Origin of the sequence: Streptosporangium sp. NPDC051023, from assembly GCF_040689595.1 — a bacterium.
GTDB lineage: Bacteria > Actinomycetota > Actinomycetes > Streptosporangiales > Streptosporangiaceae > Streptosporangium.
The window spans coordinates 12960-33615 of the sequence record NZ_JBFBCE010000087.1; the positions used below are offsets into that span (position 1 = coordinate 12960).

Annotated in this window: 18 protein-coding genes; 11 read left to right on the forward strand and 7 right to left on the reverse strand. The window is 71.6% G+C overall.

From position 1 onward, the window contains the following. Positions 1-11: 11 nt before the first annotated feature. The gene (locus tag AB0395_RS38460) at positions 12-893 is read right to left on the reverse strand and encodes a carbohydrate ABC transporter permease (RefSeq protein WP_366290004.1); all 882 of its coding nucleotides are present in this window, start codon (positions 891-893) and stop codon (positions 12-14) included. Further along, positions 890-1795 (reverse strand): sugar ABC transporter permease, encoded by a 906-nt coding sequence (locus AB0395_RS38465; protein ID WP_366290007.1) that lies wholly within the window; start codon positions 1793-1795, stop codon positions 890-892. Before AB0395_RS38465 ends, AB0395_RS38460 begins: the two co-directional genes overlap by 4 nt. Between AB0395_RS38465 and AB0395_RS38470 the strand changes: the two genes are divergently transcribed. After that, positions 1794-1970: a hypothetical protein gene (locus tag AB0395_RS38470; protein ID WP_366290010.1), complete on the forward strand. Its 177-nt coding sequence runs from the start codon at positions 1794-1796 to the stop codon at positions 1968-1970. The two genes, AB0395_RS38465 and AB0395_RS38470, sit on opposite strands and share 2 nt — an antisense overlap. 10 nt (positions 1971-1980) lie before the next feature. On the opposite strand, the gene AB0395_RS38475 is transcribed toward AB0395_RS38470, so the two are convergent. Then, positions 1981-3252 carry an extracellular solute-binding protein gene (locus tag AB0395_RS38475; protein ID WP_366290013.1) on the reverse strand — a complete coding sequence of 424 codons (1272 nt, stop codon included), beginning with the start codon at positions 3250-3252 and terminating at the stop codon, positions 1981-1983. Positions 3253-3792: 540 nt separating this feature from the next. Here AB0395_RS38475 and AB0395_RS38480 point away from each other — a divergent pair. The 8 genes from AB0395_RS38480 (at position 3793) to AB0395_RS38515 (ending at position 12040) form a co-directional block, all read left to right on the forward strand. After that, positions 3793-4140, forward strand: a complete 348-nt coding sequence (locus AB0395_RS38480) for an NADH-quinone oxidoreductase subunit A (RefSeq protein ID WP_366290015.1) — start codon at positions 3793-3795, stop codon at positions 4138-4140. After that, entirely contained in the window at positions 4131-5399 is a 1269-nt protein-coding gene (locus AB0395_RS38485; protein WP_366290017.1) for a hypothetical protein, read from the forward strand. The genes AB0395_RS38480 and AB0395_RS38485 overlap by 10 nt, the downstream gene beginning before the upstream one ends. Positions 5400-5479: 80 nt before the next feature. Then, positions 5480-6397: a complex I subunit 1 family protein gene (locus AB0395_RS38490; RefSeq protein ID WP_366290019.1), complete on the forward strand. Its 918-nt coding sequence runs from the start codon at positions 5480-5482 to the stop codon at positions 6395-6397. Then, positions 6394-6927 (forward strand): NADH-quinone oxidoreductase subunit J, encoded by a 534-nt coding sequence (locus AB0395_RS38495; RefSeq protein WP_366290022.1) that lies wholly within the window; start codon positions 6394-6396, stop codon positions 6925-6927. The genes AB0395_RS38490 and AB0395_RS38495 overlap by 4 nt, the downstream gene beginning before the upstream one ends. Next, positions 6928-7233 (forward strand): NADH-quinone oxidoreductase subunit K, encoded by a 306-nt coding sequence (locus tag AB0395_RS38500; protein ID WP_366290024.1) that lies wholly within the window; start codon positions 6928-6930, stop codon positions 7231-7233. Next, positions 7230-9098 carry a proton-conducting transporter membrane subunit gene (locus tag AB0395_RS38505; RefSeq protein WP_366290026.1) on the forward strand — a complete coding sequence of 623 codons (1869 nt, stop codon included), beginning with the start codon at positions 7230-7232 and terminating at the stop codon, positions 9096-9098. Before AB0395_RS38500 ends, AB0395_RS38505 begins: the two co-directional genes overlap by 4 nt. Before the next feature lie 3 nt (positions 9099-9101). Continuing rightward, positions 9102-10586, forward strand: a complete 1485-nt coding sequence (locus tag AB0395_RS38510) for an NADH-quinone oxidoreductase subunit M (protein ID WP_366290028.1) — start codon at positions 9102-9104, stop codon at positions 10584-10586. 5 nt (positions 10587-10591) lie between these two features. Then, positions 10592-12040 (forward strand): NADH-quinone oxidoreductase subunit N, encoded by a 1449-nt coding sequence (locus AB0395_RS38515; RefSeq protein WP_366290031.1) that lies wholly within the window; start codon positions 10592-10594, stop codon positions 12038-12040. A 62-nt stretch (positions 12041-12102) separates the two neighbouring features. Here the strand turns inward: AB0395_RS38515 and AB0395_RS38520 are convergent, their stop codons facing one another. The 3 genes from AB0395_RS38520 to AB0395_RS38530 all read right to left on the reverse strand — a co-directional run bounded on the left by AB0395_RS38520 (position 12103) and on the right by AB0395_RS38530 (position 17581). Beyond that, positions 12103-12573, reverse strand: a complete 471-nt coding sequence (locus tag AB0395_RS38520; protein ID WP_366290034.1) for a hypothetical protein — start codon at positions 12571-12573, stop codon at positions 12103-12105. A gap of 124 nt (positions 12574-12697) precedes the next feature. After that, positions 12698-16675, reverse strand: coding sequence for a helix-turn-helix domain-containing protein (locus AB0395_RS38525; protein WP_366290036.1), 3978 nt, complete (start codon positions 16673-16675; stop codon positions 12698-12700). Between the two features lie 180 nt (positions 16676-16855). Further along, complete coding sequence (locus AB0395_RS38530; protein WP_366290039.1) at positions 16856-17581, reverse strand: GDSL-type esterase/lipase family protein; 726 nt, start codon at positions 17579-17581, stop codon at positions 16856-16858. Positions 17582-17701: 120 nt separating this feature from the next. Between AB0395_RS38530 and AB0395_RS38535 the strand changes: the two genes are divergently transcribed. Then, positions 17702-18301 (forward strand): TetR/AcrR family transcriptional regulator, encoded by a 600-nt coding sequence (locus tag AB0395_RS38535; protein WP_366290041.1) that lies wholly within the window; start codon positions 17702-17704, stop codon positions 18299-18301. On the opposite strand, the gene AB0395_RS38540 is transcribed toward AB0395_RS38535, so the two are convergent. Beyond that, the gene (locus tag AB0395_RS38540) at positions 18298-19302 is read right to left on the reverse strand and encodes a hypothetical protein (RefSeq protein ID WP_366290044.1); all 1005 of its coding nucleotides are present in this window, start codon (positions 19300-19302) and stop codon (positions 18298-18300) included. The two genes, AB0395_RS38535 and AB0395_RS38540, sit on opposite strands and share 4 nt — an antisense overlap. A 605-nt stretch (positions 19303-19907) precedes the next feature. Here AB0395_RS38540 and AB0395_RS38545 point away from each other — a divergent pair. Beyond that, positions 19908-20543, forward strand: a complete 636-nt coding sequence (locus tag AB0395_RS38545) for a DUF305 domain-containing protein (protein WP_366290046.1) — start codon at positions 19908-19910, stop codon at positions 20541-20543. Positions 20544-20656 lie beyond the last annotated feature (113 nt).

A 20656-nucleotide genomic window follows, 5' to 3' on the forward strand; every position in this document is an offset into this window, starting at 1 on the left:
CGCGGCGGAGATCACTTGATGGAGCCGGCGGTGAGACCGCCGACGACCTTCCGTTCGATCAGCGCGAACAGGATGATGACCGGGATGGTGGCGATGACCGAGCCCGCGAACAGGTTCTGCCAGTCCACCTGGTACTGGCCGATGAAGGAGTTCAGGGCGACCGTGAGCGGCTGGTTCCCCGGGGAGGTGGTCAGGGTGAGAGCGACCACGAACTCGTTCCACGCCGCGATGAAGGTGAAGATCAGGGCGGTCACCACGCCGGGCATCGCCAGCGGGAGCGTGACCCTGAACAGCGCGCCGAAACGGCCGTTGCCGTCGATGAACGCGGCCTCCTCCAGCTCGCGCGGGATGGAGGAGAAGTACGCGTTGAGGATCCACACCGCGAAGGCGAGGTTGAAGCCGCCGTTGACCAGGATCAGCGACCAGATCGAGTCGACGAGCCCGAACTGGTAGAACTCGCGGTAGATGCCGACCAGCATCGCGGTCGGCTGGAACATCTGGGTGATCAGCACCAGGATCATGAACGCGGTACGGCCCCGGAAGTCGTGACGCGCGGTGTAGTAGGCCGCGGGCAGCGCGACCAGCAGCACCAGCACGGTCGACCCTGCGGCGACCTGCAGGGTGACGCCCAGGTTCTGGGCCAGCCCCCCGGTCCAGAAGTTCGCGAAGTTCGACCACTCGAACGTCCCCGGCAGGTAGGTCGCCTGGCGCAGCTCCTTCTGGGGGCGGAGCGCGGTGAGGACCATCACCAGGTAGGGGAAGAGGAAGACGAAGGCGATCAGGTAGGCGCTCGCCGCGATGACCACGGTCTTGACCGAAGGGAGCGCGCGGGACGCCACGACGGGGCTCGTGGTCTTCGGGGCCACGGAGGGAGCGTTCTGCGTGAGGGTCATGCGGGTGCCGTCCTCCACTTGCTGACCTTCAGGAAGACGATCGTCAGGACGATCACCATGCCGAAGTTGACGACGGACATGGCCGCCGACTCACCGATGTCGGAGCCCTTGAGGATGTACATGAAGATGGTCGAGGTCGCCGTCGAGTAGCCGGGCTGCCCGTGGGTCATGGCCCAGATGATCGGGAAGCTGTTGAAGACGTTCATCACGTTGATGAGCGCCGCGACCATGAGCGCGGGCCGCAGCAGCGGCAGCGTGATCGACCAGTAGGTCCGGAGCTTGGAGGCTCCGTCGATCTTGGCGGCCTCGTAGACGTCGGCCGGGATCGCCGACAGCCCCGCCAGAAGCGCGTAGGTGGTGAACGGTACCGAGACGAAGACCGCAACGAAGACGAGCCACGGCATCGCGCTGGCCGCGTTGCCGAGCGGGTCGGCGTCCGCGCCGCCGAGGGCCTCCAGCAGCCCCAGGTCGCGCCTCAGCATGTTGATCAGGCCGACCTCCGGGTCGAGCATCCACTTGAAGATGATCGACGTCATCAGGACCGAGGCGGCCCACGGCGCGATCAGCGCCCAGCGGGCGAAGCGGCGGCCGGGGAAACGCTGGTTGAACAGCTGGGCCAGTGCCAGGGAGATGAGCACGGTCAGGGCGACCACCGCGACCACCCACACCAGGCTTCTGGCCATGACCCCGCCGAAGTCGGGTTCCCCGAACAGCTTGGTGTAGTTGCCTGTCCCGTTGCCCCCCTGGACGACGCCGAACCGGCTGATCTTCAGGAAGGACGACTGGACCATCACCACGACGGGCCAGACGACCACCACGCCGATCAGCACCACTGCGGGGCCGACCCAGGCCAGCGGGGCGAGCGCGCGCACCGCCCCGCCCCGCGCGGATGTTTGCTGCATGAGTCCTGCTTTCGGATGGACGACGGTACGGCGCGCGCTCCCGGCGCACAGTGAACGGCACGGTGAACGGCACGGTGAACGGCACGGTGAGCGCACAGTGAGCGCGCACCGGCTGCGCGGCGAAGGCAGGCAGCCGGTGCACGGCGGACGGTTCCGGGAGGCACGCCGTCCTTGAGGGCCGAGGGTCAGCTGGCGGTCGCGACCTTCTGGATCGCACCGAGAACGGCCTTCGGGTCACCGCTGACGGCGCCACCGATGGTCTGCTTGATCTGGGTGTTCACCTCGGACCACTTGGGGTCCTGGAACGGGTAGAACGTCGCGTTCGGCAGCGCGTCCAGGAACGGCTTGAGCTTCTCGTCGGACGACAGCTTCTCGATGCCCGACTTCGTCACCGGGAGCAGCTTGTAGGTGTCGCTGATCTTCTGAGCCGCGTCGCTGGAGTAGAAGTAGTCGAAGAACTTCTTGATCTGCTCCTGGTGGCCGTTCTTGTTGAACGCCATGATCCAGTCCTCGACGCCGAGGGTGGTGTCGAGCGGCCCGGTCTTGCCCGCGATCGGGGCCACGCCGAAGTTGGTCAGGCCGCCCTTCTCGAAGATCGGGATGGACATGGGGCCGCCGTTGACCATGCCGACCTTGCCCGCGGCGAAGTCCGCCCAGACGTCCTTGCGGTTCTTGGTCCCGGGGTTGGGGGTGGTGAGGCCGGCGTCGACCAGGCCCTTGACGTACTGGAGCGCCTCGACGTTGGCCGCGGAGTCGACCGCCCACGCGCCCGAGGAGTCCTTGTAGCCGCCGCCGTTGCCCATGAACCACAGGAACGACTCGGCCTGGGCCTCCTCGTTGCCCAGCGGGAGGCCGAACGGCTGGCTGACCCCGGACTTCTTCAGCTTCTCCGCCGCCGCCTTGACCTCGTCCCAGGTCTTGGGCGCCTCGGTGATCCCGGCCTTGGTGAACAGGTCCTTGTTGTAGAACAGGGCGCGCGCGGAGGAGACGAACGGAATGCCGTAACCGACGCCGTCGACCTTGCCGAAGTCGGCGAACTTCGGCAGCAGGTCGGCCGAGGTGTTCGGCGACAGGATCTCGTCGGTCTTGTACAGCAGGTTGTCCTTGACGAAACCGGAGTAGTCGCCGGTCTGCAGGATGTCGGGCACCTGGCCGTTCTGGACCATGGTGGCGACCTGCTTGTCGATGTCGTTCCAGTTGATGACCTGGACGTCGACCTTGATGCCCGGGTTGGCCGTCTGGAACCCCTCGACGACGCCCTTCCAGAACTTCTCACCACTGTTGTCCGCGGTGGGGCCGTCACCGTAGTCGGCGGCGACCAGCTTCAGCGTCACGTCGCCGCCCCCAGCGGCCTTGTCGCCGCCACCGGCGTTGTTGTTCTGCGTGGAGCCGCAGCCGGTCATGACCAGCGCGGCGGACAGGCCGAGCGTGAGCGCGCCGACAAGCCTCTTGTTCACGTGAAATACCACCTTGATTGTCAGACGATCGAAGCCGGTCCGTACCAGCTGGGGGCCGCCGGGGGTTGCCCGGCGGGATGGGTTTTCTCACAAGGGAGCCGTTGGGGGCCTGTGGGCCGCGAAGCTCCGGGCTTTCCGTGGTTCGGACCAGAGTAAGTCGCTGAATCAGCCTGGTCTATACCGGTTGGTATCGGTTTCGCAACGCACGACGCCAATCCACACAGCTGGTACATACCAGGTCGCCGCTCGGCGATTGTCTGTAGGTTCGCCGATTGCTGCACCGTTTCAGCGGAAATCAATCATCTACGAGCAGAGTATGTGCAGATGACGAGCAATGCCCGGCAACGCCACCGGGAGCATCCCCGGCGGGACCGCCAAGCCGGAAACGCCGATATTTACTATCTTCAATAGGAGAGATGGCAGTCCCTTGAACCAGCCTCACCCGCTGTCCAAAAGGTGGAAGTGATGGCGAAAGCCGTTACGGTTGGCCGGTACGTCACAGGGAACTACGGATCTTAGTAAGTTCGTTGGGAGAGATCCATGGAACCCTGGACCGTCGTTCTCGGTCTGCTGGGCGCACTCACCGCCGGAGTGCTCGCCGTCTACACGGCCTCACTCCTTCTCGCGCCGCCGGGGACGCTTGAGGCCGGGCCGTTCCTGTCGGGCGCGCGGCCGAGGGAACATGCCCTGTCCCGCTTCCACGTGCGGTGGTACACCGTCACGCTGCTGTTTCTCGCCTTCGACATGGAGATGGTCTTCATGTACCCGTGGGCCGTGGTCGTCGCCGAGGTCGGCGTCAGCGCCGTGGTCGAGATGTTCGCCTTCCTCGGGCTGCTGATGGCCGGGGTCGTCTACGCCTGGCGGGAGGGGGCGTTGCGATGGGCCTGAGCGCCTGGCTCACCCGGCACGCCGCCGCCCGTCCCCGTCCGATCGTCGTCACCGCTCCGCACGGGACCCGCCTGCGGCTGCTCACCGAGGCCGAGCTGTCCCGGCGGGGCTGGCGCGACGCCCGCTCCCCCGCGGGTGCCGATCTGCTCGTGGTGTGCGGCACCCCCGCCGACGCCCTGACCAGGGCGGTTCAGGTGGTCTGGACCGAGACTCCGGTTCCCAGGGCGCTGGTCGAGCTGCGCGGAGACCCGCGTCCCGGGCGGGTGGCCACCGCGCTGGACGACGCGGTCGGCCGCCTGGCCGACGCGAGGTCACAGCATCTCGACGCGGCCGGGCGCGCGAACGCCCCCGCCCCGCTCCCCCACCCGGACAGCGAGGGACAGGACGGTGGGCACGGCGGAGAACACGACGAGGGACACAGCGAAGGGCACGGCGAAGGGCACGGCGAAGGGCACAGCGGGGGGCATGGGCATCGCATGGGGGATCCGGGCGGGGTGCCGATGGCCCGGAGAGGGCCGGATCGCGACGGTCTGGCCCTCGACCGGCTGCACGTCCCGCTGGGGCCGGTGCTCGTCGACTGGCCCGCGGGGCTCGTCGTGGAGACGGTCCTGCAAGGCGACGTGATCCAGCGAGCCCGGGTCGAGGTCGCGGCCGGGCTCGGCGAGGAACGCTTCTGGGACGCCCCCTGGCTGGCGGCGCTCGAAGGGCGGCACGTGCCACGAGGTGAGGCCGCCCGCCGCAGGGCGGCCTCACACCTGGACAGCCTCGGGCGGCTGCTGTCGGTCGCGGGATGGCGGGGGGCGGCGGCGGAGTCACGGCGGCTGCGTGACCGTCTCCTGTGGGAACGCCCTCACGAGGGGCTTTCACGGGGACGGGCCGGCGCGGAGGTCTCCCGGGACTTCACCGGGTTCGCCCGCCGGGTACGGCGCTCACGACTGCTTGGCTGGATGCTGCGCGACCTGGGAACGGCTCGGCCCGCACCTGGGCGGGCGGTGCCCGTGCCCGGCGATGTGGCGGCCAGCCTGGACCGCTGGCTCGACGAGACGGGCGCCGCGCTGGAGGACCTGGGCGACCGGTCACCGCTGGGCGACAGCGAGGGGCCCCGGGGGCCCGTGGACGAAAGGCCGTCCGAGGAGCTGCTGGCCGTACTTCCCGCGCTGGTCACCGGGACGGAGCTGGCGGTGGCGCGGCTGATCGTCGCGGGCCTCGACCCCGACCTGGACCAGGTACGGCCCGCCCGCGAGGCCTCCCATGGGTGAGGCGGTGCCGGGGAGACGAACCCCCGGGCTCTCCACGCGTGAGACGCCCGGGAACCACTCGGTGCCGGGGAGAGACGTCCGTGAGGTTCCCGATGCGTGAGGCGGCGGCGTGGACACCGGTCGCCCTGCTCGGGGCGCTCGGCGCGCTGGCGCTGGGCGCGGCCGTCCTCGACGGGGTCCTGGTGGCAGGTCCCCGGCGCGGGGGTGCCGCAGACCCGTTCAGGGAGGTGGCGCGGCTGCTGGTCCAGCAGCGGCGGCGTACCCTCCTGGCCGACACCCTGCTGGTACGGACCGGGGTCTACGGTCTCCTCCTGGTCGCGGTGCTGGCGGGTGTCGTGCTGCCGCTCGGGGACAGGCCGGTCGCCGACCTGGCGGCGGGCGTCGTGTGGTTCAACGCCATGGAGGTCTGTGCCTGGGGCGCGCTCTGGCTGACGGGGTGGGGCGTCAACTCGGTCTATCCGCTGGTCGGCGGCTACCGGTTCGTGGCCCAGGGGGTGGCGTACGAGCTCCCGCACATGTTCGCCCTGATCACCGCGGCGCTGGGAGCGGGCTCCCTGCGTGTCGGCGACGTGGTCGCGGCGCAGCGGGGGCTGTGGTTCGCCGTGTGGATGCCGGTCGCCCTGGCGGTCTACCTCGTCTCGGCCGTGGCGATGGCCTTCTGGGGGCCGATGGACGGCCCCGTCGCCCCGGACATCGCGGGGGGTGTGCGGGCCGAGCTGTCCGGGCCCGACCGGCTGGTCTTCCAGGCGGGGCGCTACACGCTGCTGGCGGTCGTCGCGGCGGCGGCCGTACCTCTCTTCCTCGGCGGCGGGGCCGGGCCGGTGCTGCCGCCGTGGCTGTGGACCTCGCTCAAGACGGTCGCGGTGCTCGCCCTGCTGGTGTGGATCGGGTACGGACTGCCCACGGTGCGGATGGACCGCTTCATGTGGCTGTCGTGGCTGGTGCTGATCCCCGCGGCGCTGCTCCAACTGCTCGTCGTCGCGATCGTGGTGTTGTGACGGCCCCGCCCGCCGCGTTCTGGGCGTCCGCCGCGTTCTGGGTGCTCGCCGTGGTCGCGGTGGCGGGCGGCGTCGCGGTGTTCGCCGTCGACTCGATGGCGCGGGCGACGTTCGCGCTGCTGGCGTCGCTGGTGGCCGTCGGCCTGGCCCTCCTGCTGATCGACCTGGAGTATCTCGGCTTCGTGGTCATTCTCATGATGGTCATGGAGATGCTCGTCATGGCCGTCTTCATGATCATGTACATGATGAACCCCGCGGGGCTCGTGCCCATGAGGATGGTGCACAACAACCGCTGGGCCGCGCTCATCGCGGGAACCGTCTTCGCCCTGCTCGCGTCCGGGGTGTTCCTCCTCCGCTGGCCCGCCCGCGAGGGCCGGCCACCCGCCGATCCGACGCACGCGCTCGGCCTGTCGATCATGGGGCCGAAGATGCTCGTGATGATGATCGTCGGCGTGGCCATCCTCGCCACGATGGTCTCCACGGTCGTGCTGTCGACGGACCCGCGACGCCGCGCCGGGGAGGACCGCTGAGTGGGACTTCACGCCTTCCTGCTGCTCGCCTGCGCGCTGTTCGCCGTCGGCCTCTACGGCGTGCTGTCCCAGCAGTCGATCGTCATGCTGATGATGGGCCTCGAACTCATGATCAACGGCCTGGTCGCTGCGGCCGGGGCCCTCTGGTACCACGTGGCCCCCGCGGTCGCGGACGGCCAGGTCCTGGTGCTGGTCGCGGTGACCGTCATGGCGCTGGAGATGGCCATGGGGTTCGCCGTCACGACGGCCATCTTCAGGGCGCGCGAGATCGACATGACCGACGAGGCCGGGGACCTGCGAGGATGAGCGCTCTCCTGTGGCTGCTTCCCGGCCTGCCCGGCGTGACCGGCGTCCTGCTCCTGCTCCGGGGCGTCCGGGCGGGCGGCCGTACCGACGGGGCGGCGCCCGTGGTCGCCGTCTCGGTCGCGGCTGTCACCCTCGCCCTGGCGGTGCTCGCCGCGCTGACCCGGCCCGCCGCGACGACGGCGCTGTTCGCCGGGCTGCGGGCGGGAGCGGCGGTCGACGGGCTGTCCGCGGTGCTGGTCGTCACCGTCTCCGCCGTCGCGCTGGCCGTACTCGTCTTCGCCGCGGGAGACACCGGGGAGGTACGGCGGGCCGGGTCCCGCTTCTTCGGGCTGATGCTGCTGTTCACGGCCGCCATGCTGGTCACCGTCACCGCGACCGACCTGGCCCTGCTGCTGATGGGCTGGGAGGTCATGGGCGCCATGTCGTACGCGCTGATCGGCTTCCGGTGGCGTGAGGACGCGAGGGTGAGGTCGGCGGGCATCGCCTTCGTCACGACGCGCGCCGGGGACACCGGTCTGTACGCCGCCGCGGGCTGCGCCCTCGCCGGGACCGGGTCACTGGAGCTGGCCGGGCTCGCGGAGGGCGCGCGGCCGTGGCGGGACCTGGTCGCCGCCGGGATCGTCATCGCCGCACTGGGCAAGTCGGCCCAGCTGCCGCTGTCGTTCTGGCTGTCACACGCCATGGCGGGACCGAGCCCGGTCTCGGCGCTGCTCCACTCGGCCACCATGGTCGCCGCCGGGGCCTATCTGCTGCTCCGCGTGCAGCCGCTGCTCGCCGCGACGGGCTGGGCCGCCCAGGTCGTGGCCTGGGCGGGGGCACTGACGGCGCTGCTGCTCGGCGCGGTCGCCCTCGCCCAGCGTGACCTGAAGCAGTTGCTGGCCGCCTCGACCTGTGCCCAGCTCGGCTTCATGGTCCTGGCGGCGGGCACGGGCGCCCTGGCGGGCGGGACCGCCCACCTGGTCGCGCACGCCGCGGTCAAGAGCCTGCTGTTCCTGTGCGCGGGCGCGTGGCTGACGGCGCTGGGCACCAAGGATCTGCGGGAGCTGCACGGCGCGGCCCGGCGCGACCGGCTCGTCGGGGTGACGTTCGGGGTCGGCGCCCTGGCTCTCGGCGGGGTGCCGCCGCTGTCGCTGTGGGTCACGAAGGAGTCGATTCTGTCCGTGGTCGCGGAACGGTCACCGGCGCTGTACCTCGTCTCGCTGGCCGCCGCCCTGCTGGCCGCCGCCTACGCCGCCAAGGCGGTGGACGCGGTGTGGCGTCCAGCGGACGCGGAGACGCGCGAGGGTTCCGAGCAGCCGGGCACCGGGCGGTTCCGCCGCCTCGAACGACTGCCGCTGCCGGTGCTCGCCCTGGTCGCGGCGGTGTTCGGCGCCGTCGGGCTGCCGCCGGTCTTCGACGCCTGGCGGCGGTTGCTCGGGGCGGACGGGGAGCCCGGTCCCGGCGGCGGCGGGCTGATCGTGGCCGGGCTCCTCGCGGTCGCCGTCACGGTCGCCGTGCCGCTCGTGCCGCGCCGCCGCGCACCGCAGGCCCCGCCTCTCCTGCGTGACTGGCTGGGGCTCGAACGGGCCGCGACCGTCCTGGTGTGGCGTCCGGTCATGGCGCTGGCGCGGTCGCTGGCGCGCTTCGACGACCAGGTGCTCGACGGTGTGGTCAGAAGTGTCCCGAGGGCCGGGACGGCGGTGGCCGGGCTGGTGAGAAGACGGGCGGAGGCGGGGGTCGACGGTCTCGTGCGCGACGTCGGGACGGGAGCCGCCCGGCTCGCCCGGCTGGCCAGAAGACCGCAGACGGGGCAGGTGCACACCTACTTCGCCCAGGCCGCGGTCTGGCTCGTCCTGCTGGCCGTCGTGGTCGCGCTGGTGAGGTGAGACGTGCTCACTGTCGTGATCTTCCTGCCGCTGGCCGCCGCCGGACTGCTGGCCGTACCTCGGCTCGGGGATCGGGGGGCGATCGGGGTGTGGGTCGCCGCCTCGGCCGCCGACCTGCTGCTGACGGCGGTGATGTGGCATGGGTACCGGGGCGGGATCGGCTACGAGACGCGGACGCGCTGGATCCCGTCCCTGGGCGCGGGATACCACGTGGGGGTCGACGGCCTGTCGCTGCCGCTGATCGCGATGACCGCGCTGCTGTTCCTGGTGTGCGCGCTCTACTCACTGCGGCAGACTGGGCGGGCCCGGCCGTACGCCGCGCTCTTCCTCGCGCTGCAGACCGTCTGCACCGGCCTGTTCGCCGCGCTGGACCTGCTGCTGTTCTTCGTCTTCTTCGACCTGTCGATCGTCGGCATGTACTTCGTGATCGTCGGGTGGGGCCACGGCGACCGGGCCCGCTCCGCGCTGCGGTTCTTCCTCTACACCTTCCTCGGCTCACTGGCGCTGCTGCTGGGCTTCATCGGGCTCTATCTCGGCGGCGCCCGTACCTTCGACATGGTCGACCTGACCCGGGACCCGCCCTTCGCGGACGCCCCCGGATCCGCCGGGCTCGTGCTGCTCGCGGTCGGCGGCGGGCTCGCGGTCAAGACGCCGACGGTCCCGTTTCACACCTGGCTTCCTCCCGCGCACACCGACGCGCCCGCCGCCGGATCCGCCGTCCTGGCGGGCGTCATGCTGAAGATGGGCACCTACGGCTTCGCCAGGATCGCGATGCCGATGCTGCCGGGCGCCTGGCAGCGCGCCGCCTGGGTGTTCGTCGTGGTCGGCGTGGTCAGCGTGCTGTACGGCGCGCTGGTCGCCCTGGCCCAGGAGAACGTCAAGCGGCTGGTCGCCTACACCTCGATCAACCACATGGGCTACGTCGTGCTCGCGCTCGGCGCGGCGGGCCTGGCCTCGGGGGACGTCCAGGCGAGGCGGCTGGCCGTCAGCGGAGCCGTCACCCAGATGGTCAGCCACGGGTTGATCACCGGGGCGCTCTTCTTGCTCACCGGGGTGCTGTGGGACCGCGCGCGCAGCTACGACCTCGGCAGGTTCGGCGGGATCGCCGGGGTCGCGCCGGTCTTCGCCGGGCTCACCGTGATCGCGGCGTTCGCCTCCCTCGGCCTGCCGGGGCTGTCCGGGTTCATCGCCGAGTTCCAGATCCTCGCCGGGGTCATCGGCACCGGCGTGCCCGGCGCCGCCGTCGCGGGCGTACTCTCCGTCCTCGGCATCCTCATCACCGCCGCGCTGCTGCTGCGAATGCTGCACAGGGCCTTCCTCGGCGTCCCCGGAGAACTGACGTCCCGCGTCAGCGACCTGCGGCCCGGGGAACTGGCGGCGGTCGCGCCACTGCTCGCCCTGTCGGTGGCCATCGGCGTCGCGCCACGATGGCTGCTTGGCCTCGTCGAACCGGCCGCCGCCGCGATCGTCTCGCTGGTGAGCCGATGAACGGCATGCGGGACGATCCTCTGGACCTGCTGCCTGAGCTGTTCCTGCTCGGCGGAGCGGTCCTGGGGCTGATCGCGGGCGCGTTCCTGCCGCGGGAGCGCAGGCGGCCCGTGGCGTGGATCTGCGGTCTCGGCCTGGTCTGCGGCCTGGTCGCCGCCTCGGCCGCGGCGGCGGGGCCCGGCGGAACGGCTTTCGCCTCCTACGTCCTCGACCCGCTGACCCACGTCACCCGGATCACGGTCGCGCTCTCGACCCTGCTGGCGGTGACGCTGGCATCTGGCTGGGCGCGCGGGCACGGGCGCGAGACCGAGATGCACGTCCTGCTGGTGCTGGCGGCCCTGGGCACGATCGCGCTGGCAGGCGCGGGAGACCTGCTGGTCCTCGTCGCGGCCTACCTGCTGGCGAGCATTCCCGGCTACGCGCTGGCCGGGCTGGCCGGGGACGCGGCGGGCACGGAGGCGGCGCTCAAGTACTACCTGATGGGCGCTTTCCTCGGTGTCCTGACACTGGCCGGGGTGACGCTGCTGCACGGCCTGGCGGGCACCACCGCGTACGCGGGACTGGGCGGGCGGCTGCAGGCCGTACCCTCGGCCGCCGTCGCCTGCGCCCTGGTCACGCTGCTGGCCGGGGTGCTGTTCAAGGCCGGAGGCGTGCCGGGCCACTTCTGGGTGCCGGACGTGGCGCAGGGCGCTCCCGCGGCCGTGGCGGCGTTCGTCACGACGGTTCCCAAGCTCGGCGCGTTCGCCGCGCTGTTCCGCATGGCGGAGGGGTTCTTCACGGCCTCCGCGGCCGACTGGCGGCTGCTGCTGGCCCTGGTCTCCGTCGCGACGATGACACTGGGCAACCTCGCCGCGTTCTTCCAGGACAACGTGCGCAGGCTGCTGGCGTACTCGACGATCAGCCAGGCCGGGTATCTCCTGCTGCCCGTCGTCGCCGCCGGACGCGGCGGCCTCGCGCGGCCCGCGCTGCTGTTCTATCTCGGCGCGTACGCCGTCACGAACCTGGGGGCCTTCGCCGTGGTCGTCGCCGCCGGGCGCGACTCGCTGAACGGCTACACCGGTCTGGCCAGACGCGCGCCCGCTCTGGCCGCCTCCCTGACCGTCTGTCTGCTCGGGCTGGTCGGCACCCCGCCGACCGCGGTCTTCTTCGGCAAGCTGATGGCCTTCGCCGCCGCGTGGGACGGCGGTTACGCCTGGCTCGCCGTGGTCGCGGCGGTGAACACCGTCGCCAGCGTTTTCTACTACCTGCGGTGGATCGTCCCGGTGTTTCGGCCGTCGGTGTCCCTCCCCGCGGAGACGGCGCCGGCGGGGAGGGGGCGGGAAACGGTGAGCCAGGAGGGCGCGGCCACGAGGGAGACGGCGCGGACCGCGGCCCTGGTCGCCTGCGCCACGGCCACGGCCTCGGTCGTTTTGGGCCTGGCCAGCGGCGTGGCGCTCGCACTCGGCGGTCCCTAGCCCGGTGCCCGGCGTTGCGCCCTGGTCACCACGCAGGCGCGGAGGACCTCACCGAGGGCGGGTCACACACAGTTGACCGAGACGTTGAGGTGGTTGGCGTAGAAGACCCCGCCCGGGTAGAACACCCTGGCGTTGATCGTCCTGCCGACCGAGACGGGCGCGACCGCGAAGGTGGTGCTCCTGATGGTGACGGGCCCGGGGTCGGGCTCCCCCGGAAACATGATCGTCTGCCTGGTGTCGCTGTGCCCGAGGTCCCTGCCGTTCGCGGCGGCGCCCCACCACTGGTAGCGCACCGCGACCGGGCGCGGGCCCAGGGTGTCGCTGTAGACCCTGACGGTGAGCCGGTAGTACCACGTGGCCGGCCGCCCCGAGGCGTCCAGCGCCCGTCCCGAGGGGGTGCACCGTCCCCGGTAGTAGGTCGGCCCGCTGAGCCGCGCGCCCTGAATCGGGCTGTCGGCCGCGGACGCCGGAACGGCGGGCGCCAGCAGACCCGCGAGGACGAGCATCGTCCCCGTCACACGTGTGATTCCCATCGCTTTCCCATCTGCGCACGTGCCTTTCACCTCCCGCGGACGCGGTCGGCCGATTCGACGATCGGCCAGTTCAGGCGGGCGGGAAAGCCCTAACGGCATATCCGTACAAGGCCGTACAGGGCACTCAGGGACACGGGGGCCGGTAGTCGACACCCGAGAAGTAGCCGTCCCAGTCGGCGCGGCTGAGAGCCGGGTACGCCAGGGCGCAGACCCGGGCCGCCAGATGGCCGGGATCGACGTCCCAGAGCCGGATCGAGCCGTCGGTGCCGCCGGAGGCCAGCAGACGGCCCACGGGGGCGAAGACGAGCCCTCTGACGGCCTCGGTGTTCGTTGTCAGCACGGCCCAGAGGGCGGGACGGCCCGGGGCCGTGACGTCCCAGAGCCGCACCGCGCCCTCGCCGCCCCCGGTGGCCAGGATCCGCCCGTCGGAGCTGAAGGCGGCGGCGTCGACGAAGGTGGTGTGGCCGGTCAGGACGGACAGGAGGCGGGGACGCGCGAGGTCGGCGAGGTCGGCGAGGTCCCACAGCCGCACCGTGGTGTCCTGGCCCGCGGTCGCCAGGGTGCGGCCGTCCGGGCTGAAGACCGCGGTGAAGACCGCGTTGCCGTGCCCGCGCAGTACGGCCGCCGCCACCGGATGCCGGGGGTCGGACAGATCCCACAGGCGGGCCGTACGGTCGTAGCCCGCCGAGACCAGCAGGGGACGGCGGCGGTCGAAGACGATCGTGTTGACCGTGCCGGTGTGGCCGGTGAGCGCGGGCAGCTCGCGCGGGTCACGGGGGTCGGTGAGGTCCCACAGCCGGACCGTCCGGCTGTAGAGGCCGACCGTCGCCAGCAGACGCCCGTCGGGGCTGAAGACCGCGCTGTCCACCGGGCCGTCCGGCGTGGCCAGGTCGGCCAGGTGCACCGGGGCCGCGCCCGCCAGGTGCCAGAGCCTGACGGCCGAGCCGGGCCCGCCGGTCGCCATGAGCCGGCCGTCCTGGCCGGCCGCGACCACGCCCGTGCCCGCGATCAGCACCCGGCCCGCGGGACGGAACGGGTCGCCGACGTCCCACCACCGGGCCGTCCCCCGGTCCTGAGCCACCAGGACGCGCCCGTCGGAGGTGAACCGGTCGGGGCGGGTGCCGGGGATCAGGATGGGGCCGGGCAGATCCCACAGCCGGATCGTGTGGTCGTAACTGCCGGTGGCCAGCGTGTGGCCGTCGGGGCTGAAGACCACCGCGGAAACGGCGTTGGTGTCGATCGGCGAGCCCGGGTGGCCGGTGAGGACGGTCAGCTCGCGCGGGTGCCGAGGGTCGGTGACGTCCCACAGCCTGGTGGTCGCGTCGTCGCCGCCGGTCGCCACGGTGCGGCCGTCCGGAGCGAACGCCGCGGAGTACACCGGGCCGCCGTTCCCGGTCAGCGTCCCCTCCCTGCGGGGCCTGCGGGGGTCGGTGACGTCCCACAGCCCGGCGGTCCGGTCGGCGGACGTCGTGACCAGACGGCGCCCATCACGGCTGAACTCCACGGACAGCAACCCGTCCTTGTGGCCTGCCGCGACCGCGCTGAGGGCGGGATGGCGGGGATCGGTGATGTCCCACAGGCGAATCGTCCGGTCGAAGCTCGCGCTTACCAGCGTGTGCCCGCTGATCGCCAGGCCCTCGACGCTGGCCGTGTGCCCCGTCATCGTGGCCGCAGGCTTGGGCGCGCGGGGGTCTGCCAGATCCCACAGGCGCACGGTGTGGTCGTCTCCTCCCGTGGCCAGGAACCGCCCGTCGGGAGTGAAGGCCAGCGCTCCGGCGAAATCCCCGTACCCGGTCAGAGCCGTCAGCAACACGGGCGTTCGGGGGTCGGACAGGTCCCACAGGCGCATGGTGCGGTCCCCACCTCCCGTGGCCAGCAACCGTCCGCCGGGGTTGAAGGCCACGGCGCCGACGAAGCTCCCGTATCCGGTCAGCACCCCCCGCGCCTTGGGACGGTGGGGGTCGGACAGGTCCCACAGGCGCACGGTCCTGTCGACGCTCGCGCTGGCCAGGAGCCGTCCGTCCGTGCTGAGGGCCACGTCGTGGACGTAGTCGGTGTGGCCCCTCAGCAGGATGGCGTAGGGCGTGCCGAAGGTGCTGAGCAGGTTGCCGCGCGCCTCGGTGGTCGGGGCGAGACGGAAGGCGGCGAGGCCGAGCTGCGCGGCCAGCGCCGGGTCGGAGACCCGCAGCGTGCCAGACTCCTGGGCCACTTTGCGGGAGAGCGCGGCGTCGCGCTGCTCACGTGCCTCCAGCGTGCTCAGGACGGCGGCGACGCCGCCCGCACAGGCCAGCAGGAGCAGTAGGGACAGCCCCGCGGTGAGCCTGCGCAGGCGTCGCGCGCCGCGGCGGAGGGCGAGCCGCTCGTCGTGTTCCTGCCGGGCCGAGGCGTCGAGGAACTCCTGTTCCCGCAGCCCAGGCTCGGTGTACGGCCCCGCCGTCACGGCCCACTCCCTGGCCGCGGCCAGCCGGGCACCCCGGTAGAGGGCGGCCGGGTCCCGCCGCTCCGCCCGCCAGACGGCGGCGGCCTCGGCGAGCCTGCGGCCGATGACCAGTCCCTCGCGGTCGGTGTCCAGCCAGGCCCGCAGCCGCGGCCAGGCGCCGAGCAGCGCCTCGTGGCTGATCTCGACGGTCGCGGTGTCCGCGGTGATCAGCCGCTGCTCGATGAACCGGCCGAGCACGTGGGGTGTCTCCGCGCCCCCGTGGGTGAGCAGTTCGGTGACGGCGACGCGGCGCCGGGTGTCGGCGGTGTCGGCCCCGATGTGGGTCAGGGTGAGGAACAGGCGGCGGGCTGTCTCGCGCTGCGCGGCGGTGAGCCCGTCGTAGACCAGGTCGGCGCTGGCCGCGACGGCGTCGCCGATCCCGCCGATGCTCCGGTAGTCGGCGATCGTCATCCTCCTGCCCTGTCCCTGTCTCCAGGTGGCGTACAGGGCGTGGGACAGCAGCGGGAGCGCGCCCGCGTCGTGCGCGTGTCCCTCCGCCCTGCCGTCCCAGCCGGACATCTCACGTAGCAGCAGTTCGACGAGCCCCTCCTCGATCTCCACCCGCGCCTTGGCCGCGGGGGCGGCGATCGCCTCGCGCAGTTCCGCCTCGCTCATCGGCCCGACCGCGAGCTGCCCCGTCTGCACCGCCGCGACGAGCGGGGGGTGGCGCAGCGCGTGGGCGTAGAAGTCGGCCCGCATCCCGATCACCACGACGGCGCCGCGACCGGCGGTGCACAGCGCGTCGACGTAGCGCCGCCGTTCCTCCTCCTCTGCGCAGACGGTGAACAGCTCCTCGAACTGGTCGACCACCACGACCAGGCGCGCGGGCGGCCCCCCGGCGCGCGGGGCGTCCCCGTCCGCCAGGCCTGGCTCCCCTCGCAGCCGGGTGGCGACCGTCTCGGCGGACTCCCCCGTGAGGGCGGCGAGCCTGGCCCCGAGTTCGTCCGCGGGATGGGCTCCTGGGCTGAGCGACAGCACCTGCCAGGCCGTCCCACCGGAGACCGGAGGAGGCGCCGTGCCCCGGGCCGCGACCGCCGCCGCGCCCGTTCTTCCTGGGCCTCCCGGGCCTCCCGGGCCTCCCGGCGCGCCCGGCACGACGCCCGCGCGCAGCGCGGCGACCAGCCCTGCCTGCAGCAGCGAGGACTTCCCCGATCCGGACGTGCCGACCACCATCTGCAGGCCGCCCCCCTGGGCGTTCAGTCGGGCGACCTTGGCGACCAGTTCCCTGGTCAGCGCCTCGCGGCCGAAGAACCACCCGGAGTCCTCCGCGCCGAAACCGGCCAGGCCACGGTACGGCGCGGGCCCGGGGGGCCGCCGCCCTGGCGCCTGCCGTACCCGGCGCCAGGCCTCCAGCCACCGCCCGGCCGACTCCGCGTCACCGGCCCCGCACGCTTCCAACACCCGTACCAGCAGGTCGCGCGAGGCCGTCGCAGGAAGGCCTCGGCCCGCGAACCAGTCACCGATGGTGCTGTGCGCGCTCCGTGTCCCGACCTTGGCCGCCACCTGCCTGACCGTCAGGCCCGCCTGCTCGCGCAGCAGCGAGAGCTCACGGCCGAAGTCCTGGCGGCTCCGGATCCTGGCGGGGTCGGGCGAGCCGGTCTCGGCTGAAACGGGATCGGACACTCCGGCCTCCTCCATCAACGCCCCGCACCAGCAAGTCGCCGGAGAGGCATCGATGGTTACACCCCCGCTCCCCGCACGCCCCCACACCTCCGCACGACCCGCACGCCTCCGCACAGCCGTACGGCTCCGCGCGGGCCCGGCTCCCTGCGGCCGGGCGGGAGAAGGCGGGGGCCCCGGCGTTCACGAGCCGATGCCGAGGAAGTCCCCGACGAGCTCCGCGATCATCGTCGCCCCCCGGGTGTTCTGGTGGATCATGTCCGTCGTCAGCTCGAGGCCCCGGCTCCTGGAGATGGCGTCGAACGAGCGGCCCAGCATGAAGTGCTGCATCGCGGCGCGGGCGGACAACGGCCTGCCGTCCTGGAACCGGATGCCCGGCCGGTGGCCACCCTCCTTCAGGTGAGCGGTCTGCCGCTCGTTGAGCGGGAGATACGTGACGCCGTGGGTCTCCGCGATCCTCTTCACAACGGCGCTGTAGCGCGCCGAGCGCAGCACGGATTCGGAGCCGAGCTCCTCCCCGAGCACGGGAAGGGAGAGCAGTCCGACCGAGGCGGTGGTCTCCCTCGTGAGCCGACTCACGATCGTGGTGAGGTTCTCCTCGTACCAGTCGATCGTCGGCCGTACCGGGAGCTTCTTCATCCGCGTCATCATGCGGACGTTCTTCTCGGTAAGGCTCGCATTGGCGTCGTTGGTGCCCAGAAGAACGGTCACGACGTCGGGCCGCCGCTCGATCACGGAGTCGAGACGCTGGAGCGCGTTGTAGGCGAGATCGCCGTTCACCCCCACGTTGGCGAAGGTGAACGGACGCCCCTCGGCACGGCTCCGCAGCATCTTCACGTAGTCGGCGCTGACCTGGCCTCGGGTGATGCTGTCGCCGAAGCAGACGACCCTGGTCGGTGACGTGGCCATGATGCCCCCATCTCTCGTCGGCTCACCTCCGTGGATCACATGACCATCAAGGTGGGTGAGCGCTCACTCACCTGTTATGATGGTCAAGCATCCAAGGCCTGTCAATTTCGGGAGCACAGCGTGGCGAGCACCAGGGACCGGATCCTCGACGCGGCGGCGGACGTCATGCGCGAGCTCGGGCTGGCCCGTACGACCACCAAGGAGATCGCCCGCGCCGCGGGCTGCTCCGAGGGCCTGCTGTACAAGCACTTCCGCAGCAAGGAAGAGCTGTTCCTCGGAGTCCTGCACGAACGCACCGCCGGGAGTTTCACGGCGCGGCTCGCGGCGCTCGCCGAGCGGGCGGGGCGGGGCACGGTCCGCGGAAACCTGACGGAGCTGGCGCGGGCGGCCATCGACTTCTACGAGGACAGCTTCCCGCGGGCCGCCTCGGTCTTCTCCGAGCCGCAGCTGCTGACGAGCCATCGCGAATGGCTGCGGGAGCACGGCGTCGGCCCCCACCTGGTCAACGTACCGCTCGCGGGGTATCTCCGCGCGGAACGGGAACTCGGCCGTGTGGAACAGGGCGTCGATCCCGACGCGGCGGCGGCGCTGCTCTTCGGCGGCTGCCTGCAGTACGCGTTCTTCTCCGCCCTCACATCACCGGACCGGTCGGCGGAGACGTACGTGGAGGGCCTGGTCAGCACCCTGCTCGACGGGATCGCGGACACCCCGGGCGCCTAGTACATCGAGATGTGGACGTGGTCGTAGTGGTTGGCGGTGACGCCGCCCCGGTCCGACATGAAGCGCCAGCCGGAGCCCGAGTTGATGCGCTGGCGCCAGATCACGTACTTGACACCGAGCCTGTCCTTGTTTTTGAGGGCCCAGGCGGCTATCTCGTCGCCGAGCCTGACGTTGTCCGCCGTGGGCATGGAGCCGCCGCCGCTCATCATGAAGTCACAGGCCCGGCCGAGCGGATGCTCCCCGCCTCCCGCGATGCCGCCGTCGGCGCGGTAGCAGCCGATGCCGAACCGCACGCCGAAGCGCTGCGCGACCAGCTGCCGGACCAGGCGCATCCTGGGCGTGATGTTGTCGGGCCCCGACGGCAGCTGGGGAACCCACGTGCCGTCCGCCCTCCTGAGTCCCGGGGTCGGGTAGATCCGGTCGATCCTGTCCTTGATCTTGGCGATCAGCTCCTGGTTCTGCTTCTTCTGACCGTCGAGCTTCTTCAGTGACGCGCGGAGCTCGGTGGCGCGTTTCGCCGCCGAGGCCTGGGCCTCCCGGTAGGTGTCACGGACCCCCGCGAACCCCTGAAGCCTGGCGTCCTGCTCGTTCACGATCTGCTGGGTGAGGGCCAGGTGGTTCAGCATGGTGGCCGGGTCCGCGCCGCCCATCAGTGCGGGGAGCGTCCCGATGCCTCCGGTGCGGTACCTCTGGGTGGCCATCAGGCGGATCTCCTCCGCGGCCAGCTCGAAGTCCTGCTGCGCCCGCTGCAGGCTGACCTTGGCGGCCCTCTCGGCCTTCTCCGCCTTCTGCAGCGCGACCCGTCCCGCGTAGTACTCGGCGATCATGGCCTCGGACCGCTTCTGGAGCTGCGCCAGTTCCTTGCGGAGCTGCTTGGCGGTGGGTTTTGGCGCGGCGTGGCCCGCGGACGCGCCTCCGGCGCACATCACCATGACGGTGAAGGACGCGGCCAGGACCCTGAGCGTGCCCCGCCACCGGTCATCGCGGGACAGAGCCGCCACGTCTCTCCTTCTCGCCGACTTCTCACCGGCCTTTTCGCCGGCCTTTTCGCCAGGGGAGGAGCTCTCTGGCCCCCTCCCCGAGGCATGGGACACCGACCGGCAGGGCATCGGACGGCGACGCCTCCCGTCCGATGGACGATAGTAGAAGATGGTGCACCGAACGCGGCGACCATGCCAAATCGGGCAAAGTTTGCCCGCACAGACGGCTTTCCCGGCAGATACCCACCCCGAATGCGCCATCACCTCCTACGAGAAATCGTCGCTAAGCAACAGCTCTCCCCTGCTCCGACCACTCCAGAAGGTCGAGCACCCGGTCACACCCGTCGTAGAGCCAGCATTGCCACTGGTCAAAGCCATCAGCCCCCCACCCCCGCGCGACACGAGGACATTTCGCCCTACCGCCTCCCCTCCCCCATAGCTACTATTCTCAGTCGTAGAATGGTCGCACCTGAGAGCCGGAGACAGGTGGAGGGCGATGAACGGCTCCGCGCCCGGCCTGTCCGCCGGTTCTGCGCGCGAACCGCCATCCGGCGGGCGGCGGACCCCTGTCCGCCGCGGACGGTGCGGCGAGCAGACGTCACATACCGGAAAGAGGCCAGCCAGTCATGTTCACCAACCGATCGACCAGCCGCAGGCTCACCCTGACGGCCGCCGCCTCGGCGTGCGCGCTCGCGCTGCTCACCGCCTGTGCGGAGACCGGCGCCCCGACGTCGGCGCTCACCGGCACCACCGACGCGCCCACCGCGACCGGCGCGAGCGAGCGGCCCTCGGCGTCCTTCAACGCCGCCGACATCGCGTTCGCCCAGATGATGATCCCGCACCACCGGCAGGCCGTGGAGATGGCCGGGCTCGCCGGGACACGGGCCTCCGACCCCCGGGTGAGGAAGCTGGCCGCGGAGATCGAGGCCGCCCAGGCCCCCGAGATCGCCACCATGACCGGCTGGCTGGCCGACTGGGGCAGGCCCGTGGCCCCCGGAGAGGGACACGAGGGGCACGAGGGAAGCGGCATGCCGGGGATGATGTCCGAGGCGGACATGGCAAGGCTCGAGAAGGCGAAGGGCAAGGAGTTCGACCGGATGTTCCTGGAGATGATGATCGCCCATCACCAGGGGGCGGTCGAGATGGCCGGGACAGAGCTGACCAAGGGCGTCAACCCCCAGGCCAGGCAGCTGGCCGAGACCATCGAGCGCACACAGCGGGCCGAGATCGAGCGGATGCGGCAGCTGCTCGGCCGGTCCTGACCGGCTCGCCGGGCGCTCCCGGCGAGATGCCCACCGAGGTTCACCGGATCCGCGCCGGTGCCGGTCAGGTCCGCGTCCCCGCTCGCCGTACTGGCGTCCTGGAAAAGCCCGTG

Excerpts from the sequence above, each read along its gene's own strand:
- AB0395_RS38460 (WP_366290004.1), bottom strand. The coding sequence starts at position 893 with ATGACCCTCACGCAGAACGCTCCCTCCGTGGCCCCGAAGACCACGAGC.
- AB0395_RS38470 (WP_366290010.1), top strand. The coding sequence starts at position 1,794 with ATGAGTCCTGCTTTCGGATGGACGACGGTACGGCGCGCGCTCCCGGCG.
- AB0395_RS38465 (WP_366290007.1), bottom strand. The coding sequence starts at position 1,795 with ATGCAGCAAACATCCGCGCGGGGCGGGGCGGTGCGCGCGCTCGCCCCG.
- AB0395_RS38480 (WP_366290015.1), top strand. The coding sequence starts at position 3,793 with ATGGAACCCTGGACCGTCGTTCTCGGTCTGCTGGGCGCACTCACCGCC.
- AB0395_RS38485 (WP_366290017.1), top strand. The coding sequence starts at position 4,131 with ATGGGCCTGAGCGCCTGGCTCACCCGGCACGCCGCCGCCCGTCCCCGT.
- AB0395_RS38505 (WP_366290026.1), top strand. The coding sequence starts at position 7,230 with ATGAGCGCTCTCCTGTGGCTGCTTCCCGGCCTGCCCGGCGTGACCGGC.
- AB0395_RS38515 (WP_366290031.1), top strand. The coding sequence starts at position 10,592 with ATGCGGGACGATCCTCTGGACCTGCTGCCTGAGCTGTTCCTGCTCGGC.
- AB0395_RS38520 (WP_366290034.1), bottom strand. The coding sequence starts at position 12,573 with ATGGGAATCACACGTGTGACGGGGACGATGCTCGTCCTCGCGGGTCTG.
- AB0395_RS38530 (WP_366290039.1), bottom strand. The coding sequence starts at position 17,581 with ATGGCCACGTCACCGACCAGGGTCGTCTGCTTCGGCGACAGCATCACC.
- AB0395_RS38545 (WP_366290046.1), top strand. The coding sequence starts at position 19,908 with ATGTTCACCAACCGATCGACCAGCCGCAGGCTCACCCTGACGGCCGCC.